The organism is Bacteroides sp. (assembly GCF_028690125.1).
Classification (GTDB): Bacteria; Bacteroidota; Bacteroidia; order Bacteroidales; family Bacteroidaceae; genus Bacteroides.
The window spans coordinates 87,459-99,977 of the sequence record NZ_JAQVBV010000002.1 but is presented as its reverse complement, the minus strand read 5'-3'; the positions used below and the strand labels follow the sequence as shown (position 1 = coordinate 99,977).

Genomic DNA, 12,519 nt, shown 5'->3' with positions numbered 1-12,519 from the left:
TATATATCTTATTAAAAGGAAGGGGCTTGGTTTTATTGACCAAGCCCCTTCCTTTTAATAAGATGATTATTTGTTATTATATTCCAAAAGATAATTTATCAATAGACTGGTATACAATACTTGCAATACCTAAACCGATGATACCTAAAGTGCAAAGTGCCAATCCCAATTTGGTGCAACGGTCACTACGGAAAGTTGGAATAGGATTCTCGGAAGGAGAAATGTACATTGCCTTCACGATTAATAAGTAATAATATAAAGATATAACTGTATTAACTAATGCAATGAATACCAGCAGATGGAAACCTGCATCGAAGGCCGCCATAAATATGAAGAACTTCGAGAAGAAGCCTGCAAATGGAGGAATTCCTGCCAGAGAAAACAGAGACATGGTCATCAGGAAAGCAATCTTTGGATTTGTTTTATATAATCCTTGATAGTCTTCTAATGTAAACTTTTGGCTACGTAATGCTACAATTGTAATTACCGCAAACACACCGAGGTTGGCAGCAACATAAACTAATACATAGTAAACCAAAGCAGTCATTCCTTGTGCTGTACCCCCAATTATGCCTAACATGATATATCCAGCTTGTGAGATACTGGAGAAAGCCATCAATCGTTTCAGGTTTTGCTGCCGGATAGCAAAGATATTGGCAATAGTTATTGTTGCAATAGTTACCCAGTATAACACTTCTTGCCAATCATTGATCATTGGTGCGAATACTTTAATCAGGATAGTCAATAACACAAATGCAGCTGAACCTTTTGAAACGACACTCAGGTAAGCAGTAACAGTACTTGGTGCTCCTTCATATACATCGGCTGTCCAAAGGTGGAATGGAACTAATGATAGCTTAAATGCCATACCTGTGAAGAAGAAAACAAAAGCCATTATTTGCAGTGGATTTCCGTTGATATGAGCAGGCAAATCATCGAAATAGAGAGTTCCTGCAGAACCGTAGATCATGGATAACCCAAATAATAACAGAGCACTAGAGAAAAGAGCTGTAAGAATGTACTTAGCACCGGCTTCTGCTGAGTTATGGCGATATTTGTCGAAAGCGATCAATGCAGCCATGGGGATAGAAGCTGTCTCTAATCCGATAAAGAACATCAGGAAGTGTCCGGCAGAGATCATGAGGTACATACCAAACAAGGTGGAAAGTATAAGTACATAGAATTCACCTTGTTTGAAAGAAGTATCGTCGCGTTTCATCCACTCATGTGCCATCAGGAATACAATCAATGTACCGACATTCAGAATTGATTTGATGACTGTGTGCATCGGTACATAATGGTACATACCACCAAAAATGTCGGCAGCAGTGCCTGGGAAAAAGTTGATAACTGTATGAATAGTCATCAATATAACAGGAAGCATTGTGTTTAGCTGTGCTTTGCCGTCTCTTTTGTGTGCGTCCGGACTCATGAAGAGGTCAGCCAGAAATAAAATCAGCAGTACGGCTATGAGTGACAACTCTTCTCGCATATGTAAAAATTGTGAATAATCCATTTTGTCTGATTTATTAATTAAGAATTATGAATTAAGGGACTAGTTGAGAAACAACAGGTAATACACTTTCACCAATCATATGGCTGACCCAGAAAGGAGCCATACCTAGTCCGGCTACACAAACAATCAAGCAGATAACAGCAACACGTTCGTCCCAAGTTGCATCTGTCAGTTCAAGATGGTGTTTGTTTGTACAGGTACCATATAAAATCTTACCAACCAGGCGGAGGATATAAACTGCTGTGATGACTATGGACGAACAAGCGATAATAGTCAAAGTGCGATGGAATGCATCCGGATTCTGGAAGGAGCCGACGAAGATGGTCATTTCTGCAATAAATCCGCTTAATCCCGGTAAACCTAAATTGGCAAGACCTGCGATCACGTAACATACACTAAGGAATGGCATGACTTTCATCAGTCCCGAAAGTTCCCGGACGTCACGTGTGTGGGTACGTCCGTAAATCATACCGATGAGGGCGAAGAACAATGCTGTCATCAAACCGTGAGAAAGCATTTGAAGAACAGCTCCGGTTGCTGCTGTCTGGTTCAGCATTAAAATTGCAAAAAGTACCAGACCGCAGTGCGATACCGATGAATAAGCGTTGATGTATTTCAGGTCAGTTTGTACACAAGCAGAGAAAGCGCCATATACAACAGAAATACCGGTTAATATCAGGAAGATCCAGGAAAGCTCATTGGCGGCTTCCGGCATTAGATATATGGCGATGCGAAAACATCCGTAACCTCCTAATTTCATCAAAACTCCGGCATGTAACATAGATACTGCTGTCGGTGCAGATGCATGACCGTCGGGGCTCCATGTATGGAACGGAAAAAGTGCTCCTAATACTCCGAAACCGAGGAAGGTCAGAGGGAACCAGATACATTGTTGAGCAAATGGTATGTTATGCAGTTGCGCAATATCCAGTATATTCATACTAGTTGCTCCCGAACCGAAATAGATACCGAGAATACCGATCAACAAGAAGGCTGAACCTCCCATTAGCATCAAAGTCAGTTTCATGGCTGCATACTCTTTGCGACCGGAACCCCATACCCCAATTAAAAGATACATAGGGATAAGTGCAATCTCGTAGAACATGAACATGGTGAATAAGTCAATGGATATGAAAAATCCGAAAACTCCCATCGACAAGAGAGTGAACCAAAGGAAATATTCTTTTGTCAAAGGTTGTAAACGCCAGGAAGCAAATGTACCGGTAAATACAATAACAGCAGATAATAATAACATAGCTACTGAGATACCATCGACACCTACCGAATAAGCAATGTGTAGGGGGGCATACCAGACTGTGTCGGCACGGAATAACATCTCTTCTGTGTTTCCGGCATTACGTTCTCCCAGATACAGGAAGGTGAGTACAACTGAAGCTATCAGAAGTGCCGATGCTCCGATGACCATAACTCCCCGAATCGCTTTAATCCCTCTTGCAGCCCATAGTCCGGCCAACATCAATAGAGGAATAAGTACGAAGATTGATAAGAAATTCATTTGTATAATTATGAATTATAGATTATTAATTATAAATTAGAGAACCAGTAACAGGATTAACACCAGCGCTCCGCAAAAGAACACATAGGCATATTGCTGTACTTGACCACTCTGTAAACCGCGTATTTCGTCGCTTGTTGTATGAGTTGCCCATTCCAGAAAATCGAAAAATCCATCTACTACATGACGATCCCACCATGCGATAGGGGTAGAGATGCAGCGGAAAATGATCTTATGGGTGATAAACTGGTATATATCATCGATGTAGAAACGGTTATAGGCAGCTTTGTGCAATGTCTTGAAACGATTTCCCAATGCATCTGCAACTGGTTGCTTTGCATTCTTATACATCCAGGTTGCAATAGCGATGGAAATGATTGCAATTACTACACTGGTAATGGCAACAGAGGGATCAAGGTGTATTGAGTACGATTTCCCATTTGAACTGATGAAATGTCCGAAAGGAATAAATCCGGCTCCACAAGTCACAACCGCCAGGAACATAAGCGGGAAGGTCATGGCTAACGGACTTTCATGAGGAACGTGGTGAGCATGAAGCTCTTTGTTTTCTTTTCCCCAAAAAATGCCATAATACAAACGGAACATATAGAAAGCTGTCATTGCTGCAATAACCGTCATCACCCACCCCATAGCAGGGCTGTATTGGAAACAGGCTGCCAGAATCTCATCTTTGGAGAAGAAACCGGAGAAAGGGGGAATACCTGCAATAGCCAAACAAGCGATCAGGAAAGTCCAGTGAGTGATTGGCATATATTTACGAAGTCCCCCCATGGCAGACATCTCATTAGAATGTACAGCATGAATAATGCTGCCCGCACCTAAGAATAGCAGTGCTTTGAACATAGCGTGTGTAAATAGGTGGAACATAGAAGCCATGTATCCTAATCCTCCATGATGGGGGTCCATTGAAGTACAAACACCTAATGCTACCATCATAAAGCCAATCTGCGAGATCGTAGAAAAGGCGAGTACGCGTTTGATATCTGATTGTACACAAGCCACACTTGCCGCATAGAAAGCAGTGAAAGCTCCTACCCAGGCAATCATATGTAATGTATCAGGTGCATAAGCAATGAATAATGGAAACATTCGCGCTACCAAATAAACACCGGCCACAACCATTGTTGCTGCATGGATCAATGCGCTCACTGGGGTCGGGCCTTCCATTGCATCCGGTAACCAGATGTGTAATGGGAACATGGCACTTTTTCCGGCGCCTCCGATAAACATCAATCCTAGTGCTAAAGGCAACATCGAAGCACCACCGCTAATTATTGATACCGTGTCAGGAGTAAATCCGAACGTACCACCGTAATAACCGTATATCAGAATACCGATAAGGAAACCCAAATCGGCAAATCGTGTTACGATAAATGCTTTTTTGGATGCTGCGATAGCTGCTGGCTTGGTGTAATAGAAGCCTATAAGTAAGTAAGAACTGACACCTACTAATTCCCAGAACAGATACATCTGGAAAATATTTGTTGCGACTACCAGTCCCAACATTGACATAGTAAACAATGACAGGAAAGCGTAATAACGTTGGAATCCTGTTTCTCCTTTCATATAGCCGAATGAGTAGATATGTACCATCAGCGATACGGTTGAGATGACGATCAGCATCATCACAGATATAGGATCGAGCAAAATGCCCAGATCAAAGTGTAAAGTCTCAGTGAAAGGAAGCCACGTGAAATTGTAAGGCATTAAAGTGGCAAACGTTCCGTCTTCCAAGCGTGGTGCGGAGAAATATTGAAAAGCTGTGACGTACGATAGTACTGTTACGGCTCCCAATACCAGCGTACCGATGATGCCCGCTGTCCGGTGAGACATCCATTTACCTCCGATTCCTAATAATAAGAAGGAGAGAAAAGGAAGAAGGAGTATTAGAATTGTTAGTTCCATACAAATTATTTTAATTACTTTATTTTATTATTATTAATTGAGTCTATCCTTACCATTTCAAGTCATCCAGGTTGCGGACTTGGATGCTTCTGAGGTTCCGGTAAATATTAATCATGATTGCAATTGCTATAGCAGTTTCCGCAGCCGAGATTGCAATAGAGAATAAAGCAAAGAAGTACCCTTCCATTCCATCCGGAAATAGAAAGCGGTTGAACACGGCGAAGTTGATATCCGTAGCGTTCAGCATTAACTCGACAGAAATCAGGATAGCCAGTGTGTTCCGGCGAGTAAAGAATCCATAAATTCCTGCAAACATCATGATAGTCGATACTACCAGATAATATTCCATGTGTATCATATTCAAACTTACTATTTGATAGTTAATACTTTTTTATCTCTTACGTGCAATCATGATACCTCCGATAATACAGGCCAACAATAAGACGCTGATAGCTTCGAAAGGTAATATATAGCCATATTTGTCGCTACTTAGCAAAGCATAACCAATGGCATGAATGTCTATCTCTTGAGGAGCCAGATTTCCGGTTTGTAGGAAGTTGTGCTTCAAAGTGATAAACAGAATAATGGCTGCACCGGCAATCATTGTAAAGAGTCCTGCCAGAAATCGGCTTCGTTTGACTTTCTCGGCACGGTCACCTTCTCCACTGGTCAATAAAATGGAGAATACATAAAGTACGACAATACCACCGGCATAAACCATAATCTGAACAGATCCCAAAAATGTATAGCCTAGCAGAAAATAGATACCTGCTGTACCAAAAAGTGTGAAAAGCAGGTAGGTAGCCGAGCGTACGATACGTTGGGTGGTCACTGTCATGATAGACATTGCAATAATAAATACTGCCAAAAAGTAGAATACTACTGTTTCAAGTGTTGATCCCATATTTAAACTTCTTTTTTCTTTTCTATTACTTTACTACCTTTATGGTTAAGTTGCAGAACGAGCTTCGTACGGTCGAATACTGCATGCTCAAAGTTCTGGTCAAACGTGATTGCATCGTGTGGACAAGCGTTCACACACAGTTGGCAGAAGATACATGATCCCAGATCATATTCATATCTTGCTAAGATTTTCTTCTTTTTACCATCTTCTGTCTCAATCATTTCACTTACCACCTGAATAGTGTCATTCGGACACGCTGTTTGGCATAATCCGCAGGCAATACAGTGATGCTCGTTGTTTTCATTGTGGGGCATGATGAGCGTTCCGCGGAAACGGTCGAACATTGTCCGTTCTTTCCTGTTTTCGGGGTATTGTTCGGTTACTTTCTTACGGAAGTAAACTTTGATACTGGTTTTCATACCCGTCGCTAGGGTGCTGATGCCACGCATCAGACCTCCTAGGTACGTATATTTTTGATCTTTATATTCCATAATTCTCTTTTTACATTAATTACTTCGAATGACAAATAAGTGTGTCTTATTACTTAAAAATGAAAGCCGAAAGCCACACAGCATGCCATTAGTAATAGGTTTACCATAGAAATGGGAACCAGATATTTCCATTCCAGATTCAAAATCTGATCGATACGCAAGCGTGGAAATGTCCATTTGATCCACATTAACAGGAATACGACAAAAAATGCTTTACCGAAAAACCAGATAAAACCGGGGATATAATCCATTACTTGGTTGAATCCATCTAAACCGGCAATGTGTAAAGGCATCCAACCTCCGAGGAAGATAGTGGCTGCAACACCGGCAACGATAAACAGATTCAAATATTCGGCCAAATAAAAGAAACCGAAATGCATACCCGAATATTCAGTGTGATACCCGGCTGTTAATTCACTTTCTGCTTCGGGAAGGTCGAACGGACCCCGGTTGCACTCTGCATTTCCTGCAATCAGGTAGATGATGAAAGCGATGATGGCAGGAATATGCCCTTTAAAAATAAACCAACCATCGGCTTGGTTTTCTACAATCTCAGAGAATTGCATGGTTCCCATTAATACTACCATTGTCATGATACTCATCCCTACTGAAAGTTCATAACTGATAATTTGGGCTCCACTTCGCATGGCTCCGATAAGTGAGAACTTGTTATTACTACCCCAACCTGCAAGCAAAATACCTACAACTCCAATACTAGAGGCTGCCAATAGGAAAAATGCGCCTACGTTGAAGTTTAGAATTTCTGCTCCTTTATTAAAAGGAAGACAAGCAAAAGTCAGGAACGAGGCAATAATAACCATGAATGGAGCAAGGTTATAAAGGAAGCGGTCAGCATCTTTCGGGGTGAAAATTTCCTTGGTTAGCATTTTCAGAACGTCGCAGAGTACCTGGATTGATCCCCATTTACCAACTCGGTTCGGACCGAGACGGCATTGGAAGAAACCACAGACTTTACGTTCCATGTAAATCAATAAGATGGCAAGAATGGCATACATCATAATGATACATACGCCAATGACTACGCATTCTATAAAAACAGCCAGTCCCTCCGGCATGACGGAGATGAGTAGCTCGTGTATCCAGTTTGTTACAATACTAAAGTCGAACATATTTCTTAAATTAAGAATTTTGTTTATTATCATCTATCAATATCCGGAACTACATAATCTATTGTTCCACCGATTGCAATGAGGTCGGCAATCTTGGCTCCGCGGCATATCGTGTCAATAGCTGCAACGAGTGGTAATCCCGTGGAACGATAATGCAGACGGTAAGGAACCTTATCTCCATGGCTTTCCAAGAATACACCGAACTCTCCGCGACTACCTTCTACAGCTGCATAATAGCTACCTTCAGGAACACGGATAATAGGCTTCATCTTTTCTTGATAAGGTCCTTCAGGGATATTGTCTATCAGTTGTTCAATAATGTTCAGACTTTCCATGATTTCGTCCATACGTACTAAGTAACGAGCGAATGAATCTCCTTCTGTATAAATGATTTCTTTAAAATCGACCTTATCATATACTCCATATGGTATTCGCTTACGTACATCGCATGACCATCCGGAAGCGCGTCCTGTACCTCCGGTACAACCAAATGAAATAGCATCCTCTCGACTCAATATGCCGACACCTTTCAGACGGCTTTGTGCAATGATATTTCCCGTGAAGATATCGTGATATTCGTGGATGATCCCCCTCAAATAAGGGATAAATTCTTTTACTCGTTTTACAAAGTTCGGGTGAAGGTCTGCTTGCACACCACCGATGGTGTTATAGTTCTGAATCAATCGTCCTCCGGTGGTTTCTTCGAAAATATCGAGAATCTTTTCACGATCACGAAAACCGTAGAAGAAAGCAGTCAATGCTCCCAAGTCCATAGCAAGACAAGAGTAGAATAATAAGTGAGAATCGATACGTTGCAATTCATCCATAATGGTACGGATGTATTGCACACGGTCACTGACTTCAATGCCCATCGCTTTCTCAATACACATACAGAGTGCATGACGATTCTGATGAGCTCCCAAATAATCCAGACGATCTGTTAATGCCAATGTTTGCGGATAGGTAAGACTTTCGTTCATCTTTTCAATACCACGATGGATATAACCACAGTTAGCATCGATTTTACGAATAATCTCGCCCTCCAAAGAAACGCGAAAACGCATAACTCCGTGAGTCGCAGGATGCTGAGGCCCGATATTGACAACGTATTCTTCATCTCCAAACAATAATATTTCCTTGTTTTTGATGGTTCCGTCCGGCTTGAGTTCTATTTCCTGCGTCGTATCATAAGTTTCTTCATTGTCCATACGAAGTGGATTATCTTTCTCCGGGTCATTATCTTTGCGCATCGGGTAACCTACCCAATCGTTACGCAAATACAGACGGCGCATATCAGGATGTCCAATGAAGACAATTCCGTAATAGTCGAATATTTCACGTTCGTAAAAATCGGCTATTTTCCATATATTGCTTACTGAAGGAATTTCTGGTTTTTCCCGGTTTAGGGTCGCAGTTTTGATAGAAATCCGCTCTCCGGTTGTTGTCGATTCGAGATGATAGACTACTCCAAGACCACGAAGAGTTTCCGGTGTATCTTTTTCGTCTGCTGTTCCCCAATCCATACCAGTGAGACTTTCGAGGAAATCCATCTGTTTCTCATTGCGCAAGCGCAGCATTTCGTCGTGTAGTGCTGCTGGTTCTATAAATTGTATTTCTTGCATAAATCTTTTAAATTAAGAATGTAGAATGAGGAATTACAGTGCAGTTTTGAAACTGCAGTTAATTCTAAATTCTCCATTTTTCATTCCTCATTTTTTATGTAATCAGGTTTCTTCTCTTTTCTGTTTGTTCCACCAAAGAATTTCTCTATTTTCACTTTGCGTTGTAGCTGCATCATTCCATAATAGAAAGCTTCGGGACGTGGTGGGCATCCGGGGATAAATACATCTACTGGGAGAATTTTATCTACTCCATTCACTACATGGTAGGATTTTTTGAAAGGTCCGCCACTCACGGCACAGCCTCCTACTGCAATCACATATTTCGGATCGGGCATCTGATCATATAGACGCTTTAATACCGGAGCCATTTTGTTAGTGATTGTTCCACAAACCATGATCATGTCTGCCTGACGCGGACTGGCACGTGCTACTTCAAACCCGAACCGGGCCATATCATAACGAGCAGCACCCAATGCCATAAATTCGATACCGCAACAACTAGTGGCAAAGGTAAGCGGCCAAAGTGAATTACTGCGCCCCCAGTTGATAAAGTCATCCAAAACTCCGAGAACAACGTTTGTTCCCCCTGCATTGAGTTCTTGGACCAGTTTTTCCAATGATTCATTGTCAATGAACTCCTCATAAGGAATTGATTTTATTTTTGGTTTTTTTGTTATTTCCATTCCAAAGCTCCTTTCCTCCAGGCATACGCAAGTCCCAGAACCAAAATAATAAAGAAGAAAAGAATACTGACAAGTCCTTGTGGACCTAAATCGTGCATGACCACTGCCCATGGAAACAGGAGAGCTGTTTCAACGTCGAACATTAAGAACAGGATGGCAAACAAGTAATAGCCTACACGGAATTGCATCCATGATTTACCACGTGTCGGTATACCACACTCATAGGCTTCGAACTTTTGTATGTTATACGAACGGGGAGAGATAGCTCGTGAAAGGGCTATAACCACACCAACAAAAGCAATCGCCGTCAGTAAAACAACAACTAATAATGTAAAATTCATAACTTCAATAGCTGTTTAGATTGAATATTATATAAAAGATAAGCAATAAACTTCTTATTCCCACCGGATAAGAAATAAACTGAACGATAAATTCGAATAAGTGAAAAGTAGTCTGCTAAATGACAATTTTCCTCAGACCATATATATAATGAGTTATAGGGTCATAAAAATAGTTTGGAATGTAGGATAGATGAGAAAAAGATGTGGTTACTTGTTTTTGGTGTTCACGGAGATAAGTAATGGGTAATAAAATACTTTTATCTGCCGGAATGTGCACCACATCTACATGGCTCATATCGCATGATTGGATAGAATAGAGATGAAAAAGTCGTCCAAGTGCATTTTCAACTGGTGACTCTTGGGATAAATAACACTCCTCCTGACTGTAAGTCGGGAAGGGCGCTTTGCACATATTTTCCACTTTCTCGTTGGCGACAGAGTGGATTAGCAAAGCTAGTACCAAGAGTAATCCATATTTTAAGCTTTGTTTCATCTTTCTCTTATAATGACCGCAAATATAGAATTAATATTCAGACTTTTTGCAAACTCCATGTTACAAAAAAGTTTTTTTTAACGTACCTTGTGGCGAAATATACTTTTCCCTAGCTTATGGTTGCTGGAAATATATATTCTTATTATATAAAGATATTTTTAGTAATAGTTAAAGAATGTAATAAAAGCAATGATTTACGCTCTTTTTGATTGAATACCCAAAGAAAATATATTTTTTTGCAATATTAAGATTATATGGTATGAAATGCACACTTTGGTTTATAATATTATTAACAACTCCTTTTTTTCGTCTCTATGCTGGTAATGAGAATGATTCATTATTGACTGTTTTAGATAAAGTAATATCCGATCGTCAGATTTATACCGATAAAAAAAAGGCTGTCATAAAAGATTTGAAATTAAAGAAAACTCAGCAAGGAACTTTAGTAGATATGTATCGTTTGAATGCCGAAATTATTCAGCATTATGGTACGTTTGTTTGCGATTCTGCTGAACAATACATACAGGAGAATTTAGAAATAGCTAAGAGTCTTGGAGACAAAGAGCATTGGTTGGAAAGCAGGCTTCAGTTAGCTTTTGTTTACTCTTTATCCGGACTTTTTGTTCAGGCGAATGATATTTATAAATCAATTCAATGTAATAATCTACCCGATTATTTGAAAGCTATGTATTGCTGGAATAGTATCCGGTATTATGAAAACCTGATTAAATATACTGATGACGAAAGGTTTTCAAATGAATATATAGCAAAGAAGGAAGCATACAGAGATACAGTAATGAGTATCCTGTATGAAAAATCAGATGAATATTTGAAGGAAAAGGCTATAAAACTTCAAGAGAGCGGACATGTGAAAGAAGCCATTCCAATATTAACCAGAATTTATGATAAAGAAAAACCGGATACTCATGGATATGCAATGATGTCTATGGGGCTTTCAAGTGCCAACCGATTAATTGGTAATCTTGATGTGGAAGAGAAGTATTTGATTTTAGCTGCCATAACAGATACAAAATTGGCTGTAAAGGAGAATGAGGCATTATTAAGTTTGGCGGTAAAACTTTATCATAAAGGAGATATAAATAGAGCTTACAATTATATAAAAGTAGCTTTAGATGATGCTATTTTCTATAATTCCCGTTTTAAGAATACTGTGATTGCCCGTATTCATCCTATTATAGAGAATACTTATCTATATCGGTTGGAACAACAGAAACAAAATCTTCGTTTTTATATTTTATTGGTCAGTTTGTTTGCAGTTGCTCTTGCCATCACTCTATATTTCACTTATAAACAGACGAAGGCAGTTTCAAAAGCTAGAAAGAATCTTAAAGCGATGAATGAGGAGTTGGTCGATTTGAATAGAAATCTGGATGAGGCTAACTTGATTAAGGAGAAGTATATTGGGTACTTTATGAATCAATGTGCCGTTTACATAAATAAGCTTGATGAATATAGAAAGAATGTCAATCGGAAAATAAAAACCGGACAGATTGATGAATTACATAAAACTTCTTCCCGTCCTTTCGAAAAAGAGCTTGAAGAACTATATCTTAATTTTGATAAGGCCTTTTTGAAGTTGTATCCAAACTTTGTTGAGGAATTTAATGCTCTTCTCATACCGGAAGAACAATATCAACCGGAAAAAGAACGATTGAACACTGAATTGCGTATTTTTGCTTTGATGAGATTGGGAATTACAGACGTCGCACAGATTGCTGTGTTTCTGCATTATTCTGTCCAGACGATTTATAATTATAAGAGCAAGGTGAAGAGAATGTCTATTCTTGAAGGAAATCATTTCGAAGAAGAGGTCAAAAAGCTAGGTTCTCTGTCTTAAAAGTAATTCTATCTAGTTTACCAAACTGTTTTAAATGAT

The 12,519-nt window shown here is 39.8% G+C and carries 12 protein-coding genes; 1 reads left to right on the top strand and 11 read right to left on the bottom strand.

All coding sequences use genetic code 11. The features are described 5' to 3' along the window. Positions 1 to 76 precede the first annotated feature (76 nt). The 11 genes from PHO71_RS01980 to PHO71_RS01930 form a co-directional block, all read right to left on the bottom strand. Positions 77 to 1,516 carry an NADH-quinone oxidoreductase subunit N gene (locus PHO71_RS01980; protein WP_300198147.1) on the bottom strand — a complete coding sequence of 480 codons (1,440 nt, stop codon included), beginning with the start codon at positions 1,514 to 1,516 and terminating at the stop codon, positions 77 to 79. A 31-nt stretch (positions 1,517 to 1,547) separates the two neighbouring features. Next, on the bottom strand, positions 1,548 to 3,032 hold the full coding sequence (locus tag PHO71_RS01975; protein ID WP_300198145.1) for a NuoM family protein: 1,485 nt from the start codon (positions 3,030 to 3,032) through the stop codon (positions 1,548 to 1,550). A gap of 36 nt (positions 3,033 to 3,068) precedes the next feature. Beyond that, positions 3,069 to 4,958: an NADH-quinone oxidoreductase subunit L gene (gene nuoL, locus PHO71_RS01970; RefSeq protein ID WP_300198143.1), complete on the bottom strand. Its 1,890-nt coding sequence runs from the start codon at positions 4,956 to 4,958 to the stop codon at positions 3,069 to 3,071. Positions 4,959 to 5,007: 49 nt separating this feature from the next. Then, complete coding sequence (nuoK, locus tag PHO71_RS01965) at positions 5,008 to 5,316, bottom strand: NADH-quinone oxidoreductase subunit NuoK (protein WP_300198140.1); 309 nt, start codon at positions 5,314 to 5,316, stop codon at positions 5,008 to 5,010. A 33-nt stretch (positions 5,317 to 5,349) separates the two neighbouring features. Then, the gene (locus PHO71_RS01960; protein ID WP_300198137.1) at positions 5,350 to 5,862 is read right to left on the bottom strand and encodes an NADH-quinone oxidoreductase subunit J; all 513 of its coding nucleotides are present in this window, start codon (positions 5,860 to 5,862) and stop codon (positions 5,350 to 5,352) included. A 2-nt stretch (positions 5,863 to 5,864) separates the two neighbouring features. Further along, a complete protein-coding gene (locus PHO71_RS01955; protein WP_300198134.1) occupies positions 5,865 to 6,353 on the bottom strand; it encodes a 4Fe-4S dicluster domain-containing protein in 489 nt (162 codons plus the stop codon). Between the two features lie 53 nt (positions 6,354 to 6,406). Further along, positions 6,407 to 7,483, bottom strand: a complete 1,077-nt coding sequence (nuoH, locus tag PHO71_RS01950) for an NADH-quinone oxidoreductase subunit NuoH (RefSeq protein ID WP_300198130.1) — start codon at positions 7,481 to 7,483, stop codon at positions 6,407 to 6,409. Positions 7,484 to 7,512: 29 nt separating this feature from the next. Then, entirely contained in the window at positions 7,513 to 9,105 is a 1,593-nt protein-coding gene (locus tag PHO71_RS01945; protein WP_300198127.1) for an NADH-quinone oxidoreductase subunit D, read from the bottom strand. Positions 9,106 to 9,185: 80 nt separating this feature from the next. Then, on the bottom strand, positions 9,186 to 9,788 hold the full coding sequence (locus tag PHO71_RS01940; protein ID WP_300198124.1) for an NADH-quinone oxidoreductase subunit B: 603 nt from the start codon (positions 9,786 to 9,788) through the stop codon (positions 9,186 to 9,188). Continuing rightward, positions 9,779 to 10,129: an NADH-quinone oxidoreductase subunit A gene (locus tag PHO71_RS01935; protein ID WP_300198121.1), complete on the bottom strand. Its 351-nt coding sequence runs from the start codon at positions 10,127 to 10,129 to the stop codon at positions 9,779 to 9,781. Before PHO71_RS01935 ends, PHO71_RS01940 begins: the two co-directional genes overlap by 10 nt. Positions 10,130 to 10,244: 115 nt before the next feature. Beyond that, complete coding sequence (locus tag PHO71_RS01930; RefSeq protein ID WP_300198118.1) at positions 10,245 to 10,622, bottom strand: hypothetical protein; 378 nt, start codon at positions 10,620 to 10,622, stop codon at positions 10,245 to 10,247. A 259-nt stretch (positions 10,623 to 10,881) separates the two neighbouring features. On the opposite strand from PHO71_RS01930, the gene PHO71_RS01925 reads away from it, so the two are divergent. Beyond that, a complete protein-coding gene (locus PHO71_RS01925; RefSeq protein WP_300198115.1) occupies positions 10,882 to 12,480 on the top strand; it encodes a DUF6377 domain-containing protein in 1,599 nt (532 codons plus the stop codon). Positions 12,481 to 12,519: the final 39 nt, after the last annotated feature.

What these genes read in the sequence shown, in the direction of transcription:
- PHO71_RS01935 (WP_300198121.1), bottom strand. Translation starts at nt 10,129, where the DNA reads ATGAATTTTACATTATTAGTTGTTGTTTTACTGACGGCGATTGCTTTT.
- PHO71_RS01980 (WP_300198147.1), bottom strand. Translation starts at nt 1,516, where the DNA reads ATGGATTATTCACAATTTTTACATATGCGAGAAGAGTTGTCACTCATA.
- nuoL (WP_300198143.1), bottom strand. Translation starts at nt 4,958, where the DNA reads ATGGAACTAACAATTCTAATACTCCTTCTTCCTTTTCTCTCCTTCTTA.
- nuoH (WP_300198130.1), bottom strand. Translation starts at nt 7,483, where the DNA reads ATGTTCGACTTTAGTATTGTAACAAACTGGATACACGAGCTACTCATC.
- PHO71_RS01955 (WP_300198134.1), bottom strand. Translation starts at nt 6,353, where the DNA reads ATGGAATATAAAGATCAAAAATATACGTACCTAGGAGGTCTGATGCGT.
- PHO71_RS01960 (WP_300198137.1), bottom strand. Translation starts at nt 5,862, where the DNA reads ATGGGATCAACACTTGAAACAGTAGTATTCTACTTTTTGGCAGTATTT.
- PHO71_RS01945 (WP_300198127.1), bottom strand. Translation starts at nt 9,105, where the DNA reads ATGCAAGAAATACAATTTATAGAACCAGCAGCACTACACGACGAAATG.
- nuoK (WP_300198140.1), bottom strand. Translation starts at nt 5,316, where the DNA reads ATGATACACATGGAATATTATCTGGTAGTATCGACTATCATGATGTTT.
- PHO71_RS01925 (WP_300198115.1), top strand. Translation starts at nt 10,882, where the DNA reads ATGAAATGCACACTTTGGTTTATAATATTATTAACAACTCCTTTTTTT.
- PHO71_RS01940 (WP_300198124.1), bottom strand. Translation starts at nt 9,788, where the DNA reads ATGGAAATAACAAAAAAACCAAAAATAAAATCAATTCCTTATGAGGAG.
- PHO71_RS01930 (WP_300198118.1), bottom strand. Translation starts at nt 10,622, where the DNA reads ATGAAACAAAGCTTAAAATATGGATTACTCTTGGTACTAGCTTTGCTA.
- PHO71_RS01975 (WP_300198145.1), bottom strand. Translation starts at nt 3,032, where the DNA reads ATGAATTTCTTATCAATCTTCGTACTTATTCCTCTATTGATGTTGGCC.